Here is a 15,439-nt window from a genome sequence, read left to right as displayed (position 1 = left end):
AAAACGTGGGAAACGTGAAATTGTAGGGGGGGTGAGATAAAGGTTTAGTTGTCTTCATCGAAACCCGCCTCAATGAGCGCGGTGACGGCTTCAAAGGCTTGTTGTGCCTGACTGCCTTTTGCGGACACGGTAATTTGTTCTCCCTGGCTGGAGTCGAGCAGTAAAATACCCATCACACTATCAGCCGTCACCGTTTGCCCATTTTTAGTCAGCATGACCTGGGCATCAAAGCTCTGTGCCAGTTCTACTAACTTGACGGCTGCACGGGCATGAAGGCCAAGGCGGTTACGGATCAGCACTTCTTTGCTGGGCGGGTTCATACTTTTCCTTCCAGCGTGCGGTGGCGGATCTGGACCTGGTGGCCCGTCGCGGCAAAGTAATCGGCGAGGTATTGGGCAATATATACTGAACGGTGTTGACCACCGGTGCAGCCTATCGCCACAGTAAGGTAGCTGCGGTTATTGTTTTCGAGTGCTGGCAACCAGGACTCAAGAAAACTTTTCACCTGGGCAATCAGCATGGCCACATCTTGTTCTGCGGCGAGGAACATTTTGACTGGCTCATCGAGCCCCGTCAGTGGCCTGAGCGCAGGATCCCAGTGCGGATTGGGGAGAAACCGTACATCAAACACATAGTCAGCGTCGGAAGGCAGACCGTGCTTGAAGCCGAAAGATTCAAATACCATCACCAGATCGCGGTTGGTACGGCCCAACACCAGGGAGCGTACCGCTTCGCTCAAATCATGCACTGAGTGCTTGGAGGTGTTGATCACCTTGTCGGCCCGCTCCTTAAGTGGTGTGAGCAGCTGCTTTTCGCGTTCTATGGCCTGCTCGAGGGAGAGGTTATCGCGGCTGAGTGGATGCAAGCGGCGGGTTTCACTGAAACGTTTAATCAACTCAGCGTCGTCGGCATCAAGAAAGAAGATATCAATGTTGACGTCGTTTGGCAGTTTGGTCAGCGTATGGGTAAATTCATCGGGATCAGCCGGCATGTTACGGATATCGATGCTGACCGCGATGTGGTTATCTTTACCATCTTGTGTCGCAATAAATTGCGGTAGAAGGTTGACTGGAAGGTTATCAACGCAGTAATACCCCAGATCTTCCAGCACACGGAGTGCGACCGATTTTCCAGAGCCTGAACGGCCACTGACGATTTTAAGCTGCATGATGCACGTTCCTGCGCTGATTATCCTGTGATGATATCGTAGAGTTCCTGATCGGAGCTGGCGTGGCGAAGTTGCCGACAAATCTGTTTGTCACCCAGCTTTTGTGCAATCAATGACAGGGTTTTCAAGTGTTCTTTGCACTGGTCATCAGGGACCAACAGGGCAAACAGCAGATCAACGGGTTGGTTATCTATGGCATCAAACTCAATCGGCTCGGCACACTGAATCAGGACACCAACGGCTTGGTTACTGTTAAAAATACGACCATGGGGAATGGCGATGCCATTGCCGATGCCCGTACTGCCCATTTTTTCCCGGCTAAGCATACATTCGAAAAGCTTTTGCGGATTTTGATCCAGTTGGCCAGCAGCCAGTTCGCTGATCACTTCCAGTGCCCGTTTTTTACTTGAACAAAGGACTGCACTTTTCGTGCAGTCCAGTTTGAGTACGTCTTTGAGTTCCATAGTTAATGGTGGTTCATCTTTTCTTTGTGTTTGGTTAACTGTTTAATCAGCTTATCTGTCAGCGAGTCGATCGCCGCATACATGTTTTCTGAATCGGCTTTTGCGTGAATTTCGCCATTATTGACATGCAGGGTCGCTTCGGCAATCTGCTGTAGTTTTTCGACGTTAAGCACGACATGAACGTTATTGATGTGCTCAAAAAAGCGTTCAAGCTTATCAAACTTGGTTGTCACGTAGTCCCGCAGAGCGTCTGTGATTTCGACATGGTGACCGGTGAGATTGATTTGCATAAACATCTTCCTTCTGGTTGAGACGCCTAAATAAGGCGCTTGCGCTGATTCGACGGTGCAATACCCAGAGACTCACGATATTTTGCTATCGTTCGTCGCGCGACCTGGATGCCTTGCTCCGCCAGCAGTGTGGCAATTTTGCTGTCGCTGAGTGGTTTCGCCGGGTTTTCGGCAGCAACCAGTTTTTTCACCAACGCGCGAATTGCCGTAGAGCTGCATTCACCGCCATTGTCTGTACTGACATGGCTTGAGAAGAAGTATTTCAGTTCGAATATGCCACGGGGCGTGTGCATGTACTTTTGTGTAGTAACCCGGGAGATGGTGGACTCATGCATGTCCACAGCCAGTGCGATGTCGTTGAGGACCATCGGCTTCATGGCTTCTTCTCCGTATTCAAAGAAATCCTGTTGATGTTCAACAATGCAACGCGCCACTTTCAGCAGGGTTTCATTGCGGCTTTCAAGACTTTTTATCAGCCATTTCGCATCCTGAAGGTGGCTGCGGATAAACTGACTGTCTGCGGCGCTGCATCCGTTTTTGGCCAGTGCGGCGTATTGTTGGTTTACCTTAAGGCGAGGTACAGCATCTGGATTGATGTGTACTACCCACTTGCCCCGGTCTTTAAATACGGAGACGTCGGGGATGACATACTCTGCCTCGTTGGTGACGATGAGGTTGCCTGGGCGTGGCTCGAGGCTGTGAATAAGGCGCATGACTTCCTTCAGCTCAGGCTCACGTAGCTTGGTCTCTTTCATCAACTGGCGGTAATCGCGGTTGGCAAGCAGGTTCATGTGCTCGCGAAGCACCAGGCGTGCCTCATTAAGCCAAGGGGTATTTTCGTCAAAGGCAGCGAGTTGGATAAGCAGACATTCCTGCAACGAACGTGAAGCGACACCCAGTGGGTCGAATTGCTGCACACGTTTGAGTACCGCTTCAACTTCATCCAGTTCGACTTCGCCTTCTTCGGTGCCGAGGCTTTCCAGAATGTCTTCACAGGTGACCGTGAGGTAGCCTTTGTCATCCACTGCGTCAATGATGGCAGTTGCAATGGCAAGATCAATGTCTGTAAATGGCGTCAGTTGGAGTTGCCAGTTAAGGTAATCGAAAAGCGTCTCAGTGGTTTCGCCCTGATAAACGGGAATGTCGTCACCGGCTGAGATGCCAGTACTGCCAGTGTTGGCGCTGTAAACATCATCCCAGGTGGTATCAACAGGCAGGTCGTCCGGCATTTCCTGCTGCCCCAATGCATCAGAACTGTCCATTGAGTCCGGGCTTTCTGACTCAGCGGTAGACACACTGACATTCTTTTCGCCCTCAAACTCCTGCGCATCATCGCCGTCGATAGTGCTATCACCGGTTTCATCCTGTTCGAGGAGTGGGTTGGCTTCCAGCGCTTCCTGAATTTCTTGTTGCAAATCAAGTGTCGAAAGCTGCAACAGGCGAATCGCCTGTTGCAGTTGCGGAGTCATTGCAAGTTGTTGGCCAAGCTTGAGCTGAAGCGAGGGTTTCATAGTTTTACTGGCACCTTTCCTTTTATCTATTATCAGTGCAAATATCAGTGCTTATATTGGAGCGATTTGCCAACCGTTCTCTTTTAACTATAGCCTGAACTGGTCTCCGAGATAGACGCGTTTTACATGCTCATCGTTGAGCACTTCATCAGGTGTGCCGTGGGCAATCAAGTGTCCTTGGCTAACAATATAGGCGTGTTCACAAACACTGAGTGTCTCACGTACGTTGTGGTCGGTAATTAATACGCCAAGGCCGCGGTCACGTAAGTGCTCAATAATTTTCTTGATATCGATGACTGAGATTGGGTCTACGCCCGCGAAGGGTTCATCGAGAAGGATAAACTTCGGGTTGGCAGCCAATGCGCGTGCGATTTCGACGCGTCGGCGTTCGCCTCCTGACAAGGCCATGCCCATACTGTTACGAATATGTTGGATGTTAAATTCGTCCAGCAGGTCTTCGGCTTTATCCTGGCGCTCTTCTTTGGTTAGCTCTGAGCGAGTTTGGAGAACCGCCATCAGATTGTCATAAACACTGAGTTTCCTGAAAATTGAGGCTTCCTGTGGTAGGTAGCCAATTCCCAGGCGTGAGCGGTTATGCATGGGCTGGATACTGATGTCCAAGTCGTCAATCTTGATGGTGCCTTCATCCCGGGCGACCAGACCAACAATCATGTAAAAAGATGTGGTTTTTCCCGCACCGTTTGGCCCTAATAATCCGACGATTTCGCCGGACTTTACTTCAAGGCTGACATCGGTGACGACTTTGCGGCCGTTATAGCTTTTTGCGAGATTTTGAGCGGTGAGAATAGCCATACCGTGTTATTTCTTGCCGTCTTGTTTGGTTTGTGGCTGCAATACGGTGGTGACACGACTGCTGTCATCACTTTCTGCAACCAGCAGCTGTTTGTCGATGTTGTAAGTAATCTTCTGGCCTTCTACCTGATTACCGCCTTCTTGTGTCAGCACTGCGTTGCGTTTCATGATCAGGAAGCTTTTGGCTGTTTCATAACGTAGATCGAAGGCTTCTCCGTTGATTTTTTTTCCATCATCCATGGTTTGTTCAAAAGCAGCAGGCTTGCCATACGCATCAATCACTTCTGCGCCCTCTTCTCCAGAAGGGCGGGTGACCACCACTTTATCGGCGCGTAGGCGAATAGACCCCTGGCGTAAGTAGACGTTACCGGTGAAAACCACGGTATTGGTTTTCATGTCAAGGTTTTGCGAGTCGGAGTCAATGTAAATTGGCTGCTCGGAGTCTGTTGACAGTGCTAGGGCTGAGCCGGATAACAGCATCAATACCACGGCAAAGACGTTAGTTCGTTTTTTGTTCATACCTGCTCTTCACTTGCTCAATCAGTTCCATCTGGTGGGAGCCAAAATTGCCTTTCACTCTCTCGCCACGCGTTTGCAGACCTACACCGGTAATTTCGGTTTCAGTGTCTGACCAGAAGTCGCGGGTAACGAGATCCAGGGTAAGTTGTTCAGTAGTGACGACTTTTATCTGGGCATCGGGTAACAGGTTAAAGATCCTTACCCGTCCTTTCATCACCAGTGTTTTGGTGTCTTCAAGTACCGCAAACTCTGCGCTGACCCGCCACTCTTCCTCTTCCCCGTTACTATATGTCCAAAGTACAGGCTCGTTAAAGTGGGTTTCATCGAGTTGCTGATAGTTTTCTATATGCACAGATTCGATGCGGTAGCTACGAAGTCCCTGTGCGTTATAGGTCGTGGAATTAACATTCTCGGCGGTAAACAAGGGCTTTTCTGCATCCGGTGCAACCTGTACGTTATCTTCCCAGTAGAGTTGGGTAAGCAGGTAATAACCTGTGTAACCACACACTGCCAGCAGAACAAGCATAACAAGGCGTTGCAACGTCATATACTCAGCCCTTTGTGCGCATCAAGCTCGCCGCGCGCCTCCAAAATCAGATCGCACACTTCACGCACTGCGCCATAGCCTCCGGGCGTACGGGTTACCCAATCAGCGCGCTGTGCCAACAGGGGATGGCCATCATTGACACAGACCGACAGACCCACCTGAGACATGACTGGCCAGTCAATCAGATCGTCACCGATGTAGGCAATCTGCTTCGCCGGGATGCCAAGGCGATTGACAAGATCCTGATAGGCTGAGGCTTTATCGTCTTGTCCCTGGTAAATGTGCTGGATGCCCAAGGCGGCCATACGGCGTTCCACGATGGCTGATTTGCGACCGGTGATAATGGCAATTTCTACACCCGCATTCATCAGAGATTTCACACCATAACCATCACGGGTATGGAACGCTTTTAATTCTTCGCCGTCGTTACCCATATAAATACGGCCGTCTGAGAACACGCCGTCTACATCGCAAATCAGTAAGCTAATGGTGCGGGCACGCTCCACCAGTTCTGTTGCCACCGGGCCGTACAGGGTCTCGGTCATTGGCTGCATTACATCACTCCAGCTTTAAGCAGATCGTGCATATTGAGAGCCCCGATCAGTGTGTCATTATCTGTGACCAGCAATCCGTTGATTTTCTTCTCTTCCATCAGCTTTAAACCTTCTGCGGCCAGCATGTCGGCACTGATACACGTCGGGTTTTTCCCCATCACTGCGCCGATGTCAGTGCTGTGCACATCGATACGTTGGTCAAGAAGGCGGCGTAGATCGCCATCAGTAAAGATGCCGAGGACGGAGTCTTGGCTATCAACGACAGCGGTCATGCCAAGCCCTTTGGCCGACATTTCCAACAGGGCATCACGAATCGTGTGGTGTGGCAACACTTTGGGGAGTTTGTCACCACTGTGCATGACATCTGCAATGCGTAGCAAGAGTTTGCGGCCCAGTGCACCACCGGGGTGGGAGAGGGCAAAGTCGTCTGCGGTAAACCCTTTTGCCTGCATCAGCGCCACTGCTAGGGCATCCCCCATCACCAGGGTTGCGGTAGTACTGGACGTTGGTGCGAGACCAATCGGGCATGCTTCTTTGGGCACCTTGATGCAAAGGTTTACCTGTGCCAGACGCGCCATGGTTGACGCCGGGTTACTGGTCATGGTGATCAATGTGATGCCTCGGCGTTTAACCACCGGCAATAAGGTAATGATTTCTGAGGCTTCACCGGAGTTGGAAATGGCGAGCACCACATCGCCCTTTTCGATCATTCCCAGATCGCCATGGCTGGCTTCGCCTGGATGAACGAAAAACGAGGGGGTGCCGGTACTGGCCAGCGTGGCGGCAATTTTGTTGCCTATATGGCCGGATTTCCCCATGCCCATTACCACGACTTTGCCCTGGGCATTAAGGATGAGCTGGCATGCTGTGACAAAATCCTCATTAATATACTGTTCGAGTTGTGTAATCGCGTCGCGTTCAGTTTTCAGTGTGGTGATGCCAGCCTGGCGAAAATCAAAATCAGTCATAGTCAGTCCGGTTATGCCGCAAGGTGTGTAAACAAATAGCCTTGATAGCCGACAAAGCAGGCTAGAAATCCGATGCCTTCCCAGCGGTTAATGGTGCGTGCTTTACCCACAGCAAAGAAAAACAGCAACACAGACAGCGCCAGTGTTACGTAAAAGTCACGCTCCATGGCCAGAGGGTTAATGCCAGAAGGTGCCAGTATAGCGGGAATCCCCATCACAGCGAGAATATTGAAGATGTTTGAGCCGATGATGTTTCCCACCGCCATATCGTCTTCCCCTTTCATCACCCCTGCGACGGACGCTGCAAGTTCTGGTAGGCTGGTGCCCACGGCGACGATAGTCAGGCCAATCACCAGATCGCTCATGCCAAAGGCCTTGGCGATAATCACGGCGGAATCAACCACCATATCAGCACTGAAAATCAGCAATACCAGACCGACAACGACCCAGATAGCCGCTGACATGTTGCCGACACCTTTCGGGATTTCAGACTCCTGTTCGGCAAGCATCGGGTCTTCTTCCCCACTTTCGCGGCTAAATTTCATCATCATTAGCAAGAAGATTGCGAACAAGACGGCTAGTACCACGCCGTCCCAGAAACTGAGGTAGTGATCCCAGAGAATGATGCCTGCAACAGCGGTGACGCCCAGCATCAGTGGCAACTCCCGTCGCAGGATGCCTGAACTGATCGCCAGTGGCCTGATCAAGGCTGTCACGCCCAAGATCAACGCAATATTGGCAATGTTTGAGCCGAGCACATTACCGACGGCGGTATCTGTCTTTCCGCTCAGTGCTGCCGTGGCGGACACCACCATCTCCGGGGCGGAACTCCCCATGGCGAGAATGGTCATACCGATAACGAGCGGAGAAATGCCCACGTTACGGGCGAGAGCGGCAGCGCCGTAGACCAGCTTGTCAGCACTCCATACCAACAAACACAAACCCACAACGAGAATGGCGGTCGCTTCAAACATTTAGATACCTTAAAAAGAGAGGGCGAAGGATACAAAAGAGCAATTTTGACCGCTAATTGAGTAAATGTGAAGAAAAAGGGCTGAGTCATTTCAGTTAGCTTGGACGTGTCTATAATGACTGGGTTCTCCTCCAAGGGTTTTGGGATAGTAATGAATTCACAAAAACACAAAAAAACGGGCAAAAGAAAGGTAAACCCGCCATGCTTTTTCTAACCGATAGCGGTGATCTTAATTCCAATGGATGTACGCAAGAAAAGACATGGTTTGTCTGAAAATTGATAGAATTCTTATCAGAAATTTGCAAATGAATGGTGTACGATTACTTGTTTTGCCATAGCCGCACCTCTATGATCGTGCGACTAACCTTCAAGGAAAACAACATTAAAGGGCCTTGATGAGTACGACGAACCTGGTTGAAGTGAATAACCTGACATTCTCGCGTGGCGAGAGGATGATTTTTGACAATGTCAGCCTGACGGTGCCGGTTGGCAAAGTGACTGCTATTATGGGGCCTTCCGGGATTGGCAAAACCACCCTGCTTCGCCTGATTGGTGGGCAACTCCTTCCGGATAAGGGGGAAGTGGTGTTTGCCGGCCAGAATATTCCCACACTTTCGCGCAACAAACTTTATGAAGCGCGAAAGCGCATGAGTATGTTGTTTCAGTCCGGTGCCCTTTTTACCGACATGACAGTGTTTGACAATGTTGCCTTTCCCCTGCGTGAACATACAGCGTTGCCAGAGTCCCTGATCAAAACCATTGTCTTGCTCAAATTGGAAGCGGTAGGGCTTCGGGGAGCTGCGGATTTGATGCCCAGCAGTCTGTCGGGTGGCATGGCGAGGCGGGCTGCACTGGCACGTGCCATTGCGATGGATCCGGAGCTGATTATGTACGATGAGCCTTTTGCCGGTCAGGATCCGATTACCATGGGGGTGTTGGTGTCCTTGATCCGTAACTTAAATCAGGCACTGGGATTGACTTCTATCGTGGTTTCCCATGATGTGCCTGAGGTGATGAGTATTGCGGATCATGTTTATCTTTTGGCGGATGGGAAAGTGATTGCGTCCGGTTCGCCCCAGTCCTTGCGTGACAACCCTGATCCCCGGGTTAGCCAGTTTCTTCGGGGGGAGGCGGATGGCCCCGTGCCATTCCGGTATCCCGCAAAAGACATTACACAGGAGCTGTTTTCGTGATTGTTAACCTGGTCCAGTCTCTGGGTGCCCGGGCGATGGCAGTATCGCAAACCATGGGGCGCGCCACCTTTGTGTTGTTGGGAGCCTTAGTAGGCAAGCCCCAACCGAAGAAAATGTTTCCGCTGTTACTGACTCAAATTTACTCTGTCGGTGTGCGATCGTTGGCCATCATCATGGTGTCCGGACTGTTTATCGGCATGGTGCTGAGCCTTCAAGGGTATTTGGTATTGGCTGACTTTGGTGCAGAGAGCTCATTGGGACAAATGGTGGCACTGTCACTGCTCAGGGAGCTTGGGCCCGTGGTTACCGCGTTGCTGTTTGCAGGTCGTGCTGGCTCAGCGCTGACGGCGGAAATAGGCTTGATGAAAGCCACCGAACAGTTATCCAGCCTGGAAATGATGGCGGTGGATCCACTGCGCCGCGTGGTTGCACCACGATTTTGGGCCGGGGTAATTTCCATGCCCCTGCTGGCGATGATTTTTATGATGGTGGGTATCTGGGGCGGACAGCTTGTCGGTGTTGACTGGAAAGGCATCGACTACGGCAGTTATTGGGCGGTAATGCAATCGTCGGTTGAGCTTGGCTATGACATAGGCCAGTCATTTATCAAGAGCTTGGTGTTCGCTATTACCGTCACCTGGATTGCACTGTTTAACGGCTATGATGCCATACCAACATCGGAAGGGATCAGCCGCGCGACAACACGAACTGTGGTGCATTCTTCTTTGGCAGTGTTGGGATTGGACTTTGTCCTCACGGCACTGATGTTTGGGAGCTAACTAGATGCAACAAAACCGTAAAACTGAATTTTGGGTGGGCACCTTTGTCCTGGCCGGGATAGTCGCCGTGCTGCTGCTGATTTTCCAGGTAGCTGACGTGAAGAGCTTTTCCCGCACCGATCACTACACACTTCAGGCCCACTTCGACAACATTGGTGGTTTGAAAGTACGCTCACCGGTGAAAGTTGGTGGTGTGGTTGTGGGACGTGTTAGTCAGATCTCTTTGTCCGCGCCGGATTATGTGCCAACTGTCTCTATGGAGATAGACCGTAAGTTTGGGTATTTCCCAGAAACCAGCTCAGCCGCCATTCTGACCTCTGGTCTGCTGGGAGAGCAATATATCGGTATCCGTCCAGGCTTTCTCGATGAAGACATTGATGTTTTGCAAGATGGCGATTTATTGGAAGACACACGCTCAGCAATGGTATTGGAAGACTTGATTGGTCAGTTCCTTTACAGCGTTGGTGGGTCAGAGGAGTAGTCAGTAATGAACAAGTGGATTGTGGCTTTCGTGGTGATGTTGGGTATCGCCTTTTCATCTTTGTCAGTGGCGGCAGAAATCGACGCGAAAAACCCCTATACGTTGATCAATTCAGTGGCAGACAATGCATTTAGCCGCTTGAAAGCGGACAAAGAACAATACATTGCCAATCCGGAGTTGCTGCGGGACGTCGTTAAGCAAGAGTTAATGCCCTACATCAATGTACGTTATGCTGCATTGAAAGTGCTGGGCCCGCAGGCACGGAAAGCCAGCAAGGAAGAGCGCGATCTGTTTACCGAGGCATTTTATGATTATCTGGTGGCGTCTTACGCGCAAATCCTGACCCAGTACACCGATCAGGAAATCGTTGTGGAGCAGGAAAAAGAGATTGATGACAAACGTAAAGTCGTGTCTGTCCGTGTCGACATTCTGGATAAAGCGCGTCCGCCTATCCGCCTAGACTTTGCTTTGCGCAAAAACGGCAAGACTGAAGAATGGCAAGGTTTCGATGTTCAGGTTGAAGGCGTCAGCATGTTGGATACCAAAACCAGTGAATGGAGTGGAGAGCTGCGCAAAAACGGTATTGAAGCCGTCGCCAAACAATTGATTGAACGAGCAAAAGCACCGATCACCCGAGAAGGCAGTGAATCGTGAGTGATACATTATCTTTTCAAAAGCACACAAATGGGGATTACTGCTTGTCAGGAGAGCTTGATCGTGACACAGTTCCCGCATTTTGGCATCGGCGTGCCGATTGGTTGCCCAGTGATGAGCGGGTGTTGCTCGATTTATCGTCACTAAAGCGAATCGATTCGGCAGGCATGGCGATGTTGCTCCATTTGCAGCAAACCCTCATTGAAAACCATCAAACACTGGTGTTGAGCGGCATTCCCACGCAACTTCGTGTGCTGCTGCAATTGAGCAATGTGGAAAATATTATTATTGATGAAAGCGCATCGGTTGACGGGGAGTAGTTGTGGAACCTATAGAAATCAAAGTTATTCTTGAGCAAGCCCTTACCCTGGATGAAATCCATGTTAAAGGCGACGGTAGTCACTTTGAAGTTATTGCTATTGGCGACATGTTTGACGGTATGTCTCGTGTTAAAAAGCAACAAACGATTTATGGCCCACTGATGGAACATATCAGAACCAATGCGATCCATGCCCTTAGCATCAAAGCGCTGACCCCTGCTGAATGGGCGCGCGATAAAAAACTGATGCAACCGCTATAAGTTCACGAGGAACAGCATGCAAAAATTCCGTGTCCACGGTGGTGGCCCACTACGTGGTGAAGTCACAATTTCAGGTGCCAAGAATGCGGCACTGCCTATTTTGTTTGCCGCATTGCTGGCTGAAGAGCCCGTAGAGGTTGCTAACGTTCCGAAACTGCGTGATATCGACACCACCATGGAGTTGCTGTCACGTTTGGGGGCCAAGGTGTCACGCAATGGCTCTGTCCATGTTGACGCCAGTGAGATTAACGAGTTCTGTGCACCCTATGAGTTAGTAAAAACCATGCGTGCTTCAATCTGGGCTCTCGGTCCACTGGTTGCGCGTTTTGGTAAAGGTGAAGTCTCTCTGCCGGGGGGGTGTGCGATTGGCGCCCGTCCGGTTGACCTGCATATTCATGGTCTGGAGCAATTGGGTGCGACGATCACTTTGGATGAAGGGTATGTCAAAGCTCATGTTGATGGCCGCCTGAAAGGTGCACACATCGTGATGGACAAGGTCAGCGTAGGCGCCACTGTGACCATTATGTCAGCGGCCACGCTGGCTGTAGGCACTACCGTGATTGAAAACGCTGCCCGAGAGCCGGAAATTGTTGATTGTGCCAAGTTCCTGAATATGCTGGGCGCAAAAATTACCGGAGCTGGCTCTGACACTATCACCATTGAAGGGGTAGAGCGTCTGGGTGGTGGTTACCACGAAGTGGTGGCTGACCGTATCGAAACCGGCACCTTTCTGGTGGCCGCCGCCGTGTCTGGCGGTAAGGTGATCTGCCGAAATACGTCCCCAAAATTGATGGAAGCAGTGCTGGCCAAGCTGGAGGAAGCCGGCGCGCTGGTGGAAAGTGGTGAAGACTGGATTTCACTGGATATGACCGGTCGTGAGCTGAAAGCGGTGAATATTCGTACTGCGCCGCACCCGGGCTTCCCGACAGACATGCAGGCGCAATTTACCCTGCTGAACCTGATCGCAAAAGGAACCGGTATCATCACCGAAACCATTTTCGAAAACCGCTTTATGCATGTGCCTGAGCTTCAGCGGATGGGGGCTCATGCGGAAATAGAAGGTAATACTGTCGTGTGCGGTGATTGTGACGGCCTGAGTGGTGCGCAAGTAATGGCAACCGATCTGCGAGCCTCTGCAAGCTTGGTTATTGCCGGAGCGATTGCGAAAGGCGAAACCATTGTTGACCGCATTTATCACATCGACCGTGGTTATGAACATATCGAAGACAAGCTGAAGAAGCTGGGTGTCAGCATTGAGCGTTTTAGTGACTGATACCCGATGAATAGATAAAAGGTCACTTGGGTTTGCCAAGTGGCCTTTTTTGTCTGAGGTATCCCCCCAGTATTACAATGTGTCTTCACCGATGGTAACGACCACTTCCAGCGATTGGCCTTGACGAATCACGGTGAAGGGAACCTTGGTACCTGGACGGGTGTCCGCCACAATATCAAGGGTACTGCGGAAACTGCTGATGGGATTACCGTTAATTGCCACAATCAAATCATTCACCATCAGACCTGAACGTGCGGCAGGGCCATTCGGTTCCATGCTCGCTATTAATACACCCCGCAGCTCTTCTGCATCAAGGAGCCTTGCCATCACGGGGTTAACTTCACGCCCTTCAACACCAATGTAACCCCGGATCACCCGGCCATCCGCAATCAGCTTTTGCATGATTTTCAGCGTCAGTGAGTAGGGGATAGCGAAAGAGATCCCATAGGTATCAATGTCAGTGGCCTGTTGGAATGAGGCAGTGTTAATCCCTACCAGCTCCCCCCGACTGTTCACCAGAGCACCACCGGAGTTTCCCTTGTTGATTGCTGCATCTGTCTGGAGAAAGTCTTGCCGTCTGTTGAAGCTCATTCCCGGGCGACCGGTGGCGGAAATGATGCCGAATGTTGTGGTTTGCCCCAGGTTGTAGGGATTACCGATGGCAAGAACCACATCGCCAACTGCCGGTTTATAGCTGTCGTTAAATGGGATCACCGGCAGGTTATCCAGCTCTATTTTTAATACCGCCAGATCCGTGCGCTGATCTTTCCCCACCAGTTGTGCGGTGCTGATGCGTCCATCCTGCAGGGCGACAATGATTTGATCGGCACGTGCAACCACATGGTAATTGGTGACGATATAACCTTTGTCACTCATGATCACTCCGGAGCCAAGGCCTTCTGCATTGAGTTGTAGACGGTTTTCTGCGCTATAGCGGCGAGTGTAAATGTTGACAACAGCAGGGGAAGCCCGTCTGACCGCATAATTGTATGATAGCAGGCTGTTATCGCTCTCAAAGCTCGCCAGTGCGGTGTCGGGTAATAGTTGGGAGGTTCGCAGAGAGGGGATGGCGATAAGCAGCACCGCAGCGACAAAGACGCCGTAACCCACAGAACGTGCTAAAAAAGCCAGCATGCGACTCCCCATAAAAATGTAAAGATCAAACCATGAGGATACCACTGAATATGGGGTAAGAGTAGCTGGCTTCGGGCAATAAAAAGAGCCTGACAGGGCCAGGCTCATGATGTTTGACTGGGGGGATTAGCGGATCACCAGATACAGGGTAGAATCACCACGCAGAATGTTCAACGCCAGCACAGACGGTTTTGCTTCAAGTTGCTTACGAAGATCGCCAAGGTTTTTCACTTTGGTTCGGTTAAAACCAACAATTACGTCACCTTGCTTCAATCCGTAACGCTCTGCAATTGACCCTTTTTCAACCGCTGAAACACGCACACCAGCAATGTTACCTTGTGAGTAGTTCTCAAGCTCAGCACCGGTCAATGCTTCGTGCAAGGTTTCCGCATTGGTTTTTGCTAAATTAGCTTCTTCTAATTTGGCAGTGACCGTTTTCCGTTTTCCGTCCCGGATAATGCCAAGCTTCACTTCTTTACCTGCTCCCAGAGTGGCTATTTTGGCACGAAGTTCGCCGAAGCTGCGGATTTCTTTGCCGTTAACGGAAGTGATGATATCACCAGCTTCAATGCCGGCTTTATCAGCGGCAGAGTCTGGTACGATTTGGCTGACAAATGCACCATGGTTGGTTTCATAACCGAAGGCTTCTGCCAGTTCTGATGTCAGCTCGCCGCCCTGGACACCCAGTACGCCGCGTTTCACTTCACCAAACTCCAGGATTTGTTCGACCAAGTTTTTGGCCATGTTTACCGGAATGGCAAAGCCGATACCCACGTTGCCACCATTTGGGCCTAGAATGGCGGTGTTGATCCCAACCAGTTCACCGTTGAGATTGACCAGTGCGCCGCCGGAATTGCCGCTATTAATTGCGGCGTCGGTCTGGATGAAATTTTCGAAATTTTCGAGGTTAAGACCACTGCGACCCAGCGCAGAGATGATCCCAGATGTCACTGTCTGGCCAAGGCCAAACGGGTTACCGATAGCAATAGCAAAATCACCGACACGGAGTGCATCGGAATCTGCCATTTTTATTTCAGTGAGGTCTACGGCTTTTTCAAGCTTGAGCAATGCCACGTCAGACATGCCATCACTGCCAATAAGCTCGGCGTTATATTCGCGACCATCATGTAATTGAACGCGGATTTTGTTTGCGCCGTCAATCACGTGGTGGTTAGTGATCACATATCCTTTATCTGCATCAATAATGACGCCCGAACCCAACCCCCGGAATGGACGTTCCCTGACTTGTTCAGATGGAAAGTCAGGGCCAAAGAAGAAGCGGAATGATTCAGGAATGCGTTGCTTTGATGTGTGGCTACCTTCAACCGCAATGCTGACAACAGCCGGGCTGACCGCTTCCAGCATTGGTGCAAGGCTTGGCAGGCTCTCACCGGCAACGGTAGTCGGAAGCGCCGCCGTTGCCGGTAGAGCAGTCATAGTGGTACTGATGGCGAGTGCCAACGCACTCAACGTAAGCAAGGACTTCTTTTTCATATACACTCCCCTCAATAGGTACGTTTTACTAGAGTGGGGATGGC

At 50.8% G+C, this 15,439-nt stretch carries 20 protein-coding genes; 7 read left to right on the top strand and 13 right to left on the bottom strand.

What is annotated here, in order from left to right:
* Nucleotides 1-44 precede the first annotated feature (44 nt).
* The 11 genes from VHA_RS04410 to VHA_RS04360 all read right to left on the bottom strand — a co-directional run bounded on the left by VHA_RS04410 (nucleotide 45) and on the right by VHA_RS04360 (nucleotide 7,808).
* A complete protein-coding gene (locus VHA_RS04410) occupies nucleotides 45-320 on the bottom strand; it encodes an HPr family phosphocarrier protein (protein ID WP_005502210.1) in 276 nt (91 codons plus the stop codon).
* Complete coding sequence (rapZ, locus tag VHA_RS04405) at nucleotides 317-1,168, bottom strand: RNase adapter RapZ (protein WP_005502207.1); 852 nt, start codon at nucleotides 1,166-1,168, stop codon at nucleotides 317-319. The genes VHA_RS04410 and rapZ overlap by 4 nt, the downstream gene beginning before the upstream one ends.
* 20 nt (nucleotides 1,169-1,188) lie before the next feature.
* Nucleotides 1,189-1,632 (bottom strand): PTS IIA-like nitrogen regulatory protein PtsN, encoded by a 444-nt coding sequence (gene ptsN / locus VHA_RS04400; RefSeq protein WP_005502205.1) that lies wholly within the window; start codon nucleotides 1,630-1,632, stop codon nucleotides 1,189-1,191.
* Between the two features lie 2 nt (nucleotides 1,633-1,634).
* Entirely contained in the window at nucleotides 1,635-1,922 is a 288-nt protein-coding gene (gene hpf / locus VHA_RS04395; RefSeq protein ID WP_005502203.1) for a ribosome hibernation promoting factor, read from the bottom strand.
* Between the two features lie 26 nt (nucleotides 1,923-1,948).
* Nucleotides 1,949-3,433: an RNA polymerase factor sigma-54 gene (locus VHA_RS04390; RefSeq protein ID WP_005502201.1), complete on the bottom strand. Its 1,485-nt coding sequence runs from the start codon at nucleotides 3,431-3,433 to the stop codon at nucleotides 1,949-1,951.
* Between the two features lie 87 nt (nucleotides 3,434-3,520).
* Nucleotides 3,521-4,246 (bottom strand): LPS export ABC transporter ATP-binding protein, encoded by a 726-nt coding sequence (gene lptB / locus VHA_RS04385; protein WP_005502199.1) that lies wholly within the window; start codon nucleotides 4,244-4,246, stop codon nucleotides 3,521-3,523.
* A 6-nt stretch (nucleotides 4,247-4,252) separates the two neighbouring features.
* Nucleotides 4,253-4,765: a lipopolysaccharide transport periplasmic protein LptA gene (lptA, locus tag VHA_RS04380; RefSeq protein ID WP_005502196.1), complete on the bottom strand. Its 513-nt coding sequence runs from the start codon at nucleotides 4,763-4,765 to the stop codon at nucleotides 4,253-4,255.
* A complete protein-coding gene (gene lptC / locus VHA_RS04375; RefSeq protein WP_005502194.1) occupies nucleotides 4,746-5,312 on the bottom strand; it encodes an LPS export ABC transporter periplasmic protein LptC in 567 nt (188 codons plus the stop codon). Before lptC ends, lptA begins: the two co-directional genes overlap by 20 nt.
* Nucleotides 5,309-5,866: a 3-deoxy-manno-octulosonate-8-phosphatase KdsC gene (gene kdsC / locus VHA_RS04370; RefSeq protein ID WP_005502193.1), complete on the bottom strand. Its 558-nt coding sequence runs from the start codon at nucleotides 5,864-5,866 to the stop codon at nucleotides 5,309-5,311. Before kdsC ends, lptC begins: the two co-directional genes overlap by 4 nt.
* Complete coding sequence (locus VHA_RS04365) at nucleotides 5,866-6,834, bottom strand: KpsF/GutQ family sugar-phosphate isomerase (RefSeq protein ID WP_005502192.1); 969 nt, start codon at nucleotides 6,832-6,834, stop codon at nucleotides 5,866-5,868. Before VHA_RS04365 ends, kdsC begins: the two co-directional genes overlap by 1 nt.
* Before the next feature lie 11 nt (nucleotides 6,835-6,845).
* The gene (locus VHA_RS04360; protein WP_005502190.1) at nucleotides 6,846-7,808 is read right to left on the bottom strand and encodes a calcium/sodium antiporter; all 963 of its coding nucleotides are present in this window, start codon (nucleotides 7,806-7,808) and stop codon (nucleotides 6,846-6,848) included.
* Nucleotides 7,809-8,202: 394 nt separating this feature from the next.
* Between VHA_RS04360 and mlaF the strand changes: the two genes are divergently transcribed.
* Genes mlaF through murA form a run of 7 tightly spaced genes read left to right on the top strand, consistent with a single transcriptional unit; the run spans nucleotide 8,203 to nucleotide 12,767 of the window.
* Complete coding sequence (mlaF, locus tag VHA_RS04355; RefSeq protein WP_005502186.1) at nucleotides 8,203-9,000, top strand: phospholipid ABC transporter ATP-binding protein MlaF; 798 nt, start codon at nucleotides 8,203-8,205, stop codon at nucleotides 8,998-9,000.
* On the top strand, nucleotides 8,997-9,779 hold the full coding sequence (gene mlaE / locus VHA_RS04350; protein ID WP_005502185.1) for a lipid asymmetry maintenance ABC transporter permease subunit MlaE: 783 nt from the start codon (nucleotides 8,997-8,999) through the stop codon (nucleotides 9,777-9,779). Before mlaF ends, mlaE begins: the two co-directional genes overlap by 4 nt.
* A 4-nt stretch (nucleotides 9,780-9,783) precedes the next feature.
* Nucleotides 9,784-10,260, top strand: a complete 477-nt coding sequence (gene mlaD / locus VHA_RS04345) for an outer membrane lipid asymmetry maintenance protein MlaD (RefSeq protein WP_005502181.1) — start codon at nucleotides 9,784-9,786, stop codon at nucleotides 10,258-10,260.
* 6 nt (nucleotides 10,261-10,266) lie between these two features.
* Nucleotides 10,267-10,914 carry a phospholipid-binding protein MlaC gene (mlaC, locus tag VHA_RS04340; protein ID WP_005502179.1) on the top strand — a complete coding sequence of 216 codons (648 nt, stop codon included), beginning with the start codon at nucleotides 10,267-10,269 and terminating at the stop codon, nucleotides 10,912-10,914.
* Nucleotides 10,911-11,234: an STAS domain-containing protein gene (locus VHA_RS04335; protein ID WP_040528193.1), complete on the top strand. Its 324-nt coding sequence runs from the start codon at nucleotides 10,911-10,913 to the stop codon at nucleotides 11,232-11,234. The genes mlaC and VHA_RS04335 overlap by 4 nt, the downstream gene beginning before the upstream one ends.
* A 2-nt stretch (nucleotides 11,235-11,236) precedes the next feature.
* Nucleotides 11,237-11,494, top strand: coding sequence for a BolA family iron metabolism protein IbaG (gene ibaG / locus VHA_RS04330; protein WP_005502176.1), 258 nt, complete (start codon nucleotides 11,237-11,239; stop codon nucleotides 11,492-11,494).
* A gap of 16 nt (nucleotides 11,495-11,510) precedes the next feature.
* Complete coding sequence (gene murA / locus VHA_RS04325) at nucleotides 11,511-12,767, top strand: UDP-N-acetylglucosamine 1-carboxyvinyltransferase (protein ID WP_005502174.1); 1,257 nt, start codon at nucleotides 11,511-11,513, stop codon at nucleotides 12,765-12,767.
* Nucleotides 12,768-12,839: 72 nt separating this feature from the next.
* Here murA and degS read toward each other — a convergent pair whose 3' ends face one another.
* Nucleotides 12,840-13,901 carry an outer membrane-stress sensor serine endopeptidase DegS gene (gene degS, locus VHA_RS04320; protein WP_005502172.1) on the bottom strand — a complete coding sequence of 354 codons (1,062 nt, stop codon included), beginning with the start codon at nucleotides 13,899-13,901 and terminating at the stop codon, nucleotides 12,840-12,842.
* Nucleotides 13,902-14,027: 126 nt separating this feature from the next.
* Nucleotides 14,028-15,395, bottom strand: coding sequence for a Do family serine endopeptidase (locus tag VHA_RS04315; RefSeq protein ID WP_005502170.1), 1,368 nt, complete (start codon nucleotides 15,393-15,395; stop codon nucleotides 14,028-14,030).
* Nucleotides 15,396-15,439: the final 44 nt, after the last annotated feature.

It is taken from the genome of Grimontia hollisae CIP 101886 (assembly GCF_000176515.1).
Lineage (GTDB): Bacteria > Pseudomonadota > Gammaproteobacteria > Enterobacterales > Vibrionaceae > Enterovibrio > Enterovibrio hollisae.
This window is presented reverse-complemented; position numbering and strand designations above follow the sequence as displayed.

What these genes read in the sequence shown, in the direction of transcription:
- VHA_RS04410 (WP_005502210.1), bottom strand. Translation starts at nt 320, where the DNA reads ATGAACCCGCCCAGCAAAGAAGTGCTGATCCGTAACCGCCTTGGCCTT.
- rapZ (WP_005502207.1), bottom strand. Translation starts at nt 1,168, where the DNA reads ATGCAGCTTAAAATCGTCAGTGGCCGTTCAGGCTCTGGAAAATCGGTC.
- ptsN (WP_005502205.1), bottom strand. Translation starts at nt 1,632, where the DNA reads ATGGAACTCAAAGACGTACTCAAACTGGACTGCACGAAAAGTGCAGTC.
- hpf (WP_005502203.1), bottom strand. Translation starts at nt 1,922, where the DNA reads ATGCAAATCAATCTCACCGGTCACCATGTCGAAATCACAGACGCTCTG.
- VHA_RS04390 (WP_005502201.1), bottom strand. Translation starts at nt 3,433, where the DNA reads ATGAAACCCTCGCTTCAGCTCAAGCTTGGCCAACAACTTGCAATGACT.
- lptB (WP_005502199.1), bottom strand. Translation starts at nt 4,246, where the DNA reads ATGGCTATTCTCACCGCTCAAAATCTCGCAAAAAGCTATAACGGCCGC.
- lptA (WP_005502196.1), bottom strand. Translation starts at nt 4,765, where the DNA reads ATGAACAAAAAACGAACTAACGTCTTTGCCGTGGTATTGATGCTGTTA.
- lptC (WP_005502194.1), bottom strand. Translation starts at nt 5,312, where the DNA reads ATGACGTTGCAACGCCTTGTTATGCTTGTTCTGCTGGCAGTGTGTGGT.
- kdsC (WP_005502193.1), bottom strand. Translation starts at nt 5,866, where the DNA reads ATGCAGCCAATGACCGAGACCCTGTACGGCCCGGTGGCAACAGAACTG.
- VHA_RS04365 (WP_005502192.1), bottom strand. Translation starts at nt 6,834, where the DNA reads ATGACTGATTTTGATTTTCGCCAGGCTGGCATCACCACACTGAAAACT.
- VHA_RS04360 (WP_005502190.1), bottom strand. Translation starts at nt 7,808, where the DNA reads ATGTTTGAAGCGACCGCCATTCTCGTTGTGGGTTTGTGTTTGTTGGTA.
- mlaF (WP_005502186.1), top strand. Translation starts at nt 8,203, where the DNA reads ATGAGTACGACGAACCTGGTTGAAGTGAATAACCTGACATTCTCGCGT.
- mlaD (WP_005502181.1), top strand. Translation starts at nt 9,784, where the DNA reads ATGCAACAAAACCGTAAAACTGAATTTTGGGTGGGCACCTTTGTCCTG.
- mlaC (WP_005502179.1), top strand. Translation starts at nt 10,267, where the DNA reads ATGAACAAGTGGATTGTGGCTTTCGTGGTGATGTTGGGTATCGCCTTT.
- murA (WP_005502174.1), top strand. Translation starts at nt 11,511, where the DNA reads ATGCAAAAATTCCGTGTCCACGGTGGTGGCCCACTACGTGGTGAAGTC.
- degS (WP_005502172.1), bottom strand. Translation starts at nt 13,901, where the DNA reads ATGCTGGCTTTTTTAGCACGTTCTGTGGGTTACGGCGTCTTTGTCGCT.
- VHA_RS04315 (WP_005502170.1), bottom strand. Translation starts at nt 15,395, where the DNA reads ATGAAAAAGAAGTCCTTGCTTACGTTGAGTGCGTTGGCACTCGCCATC.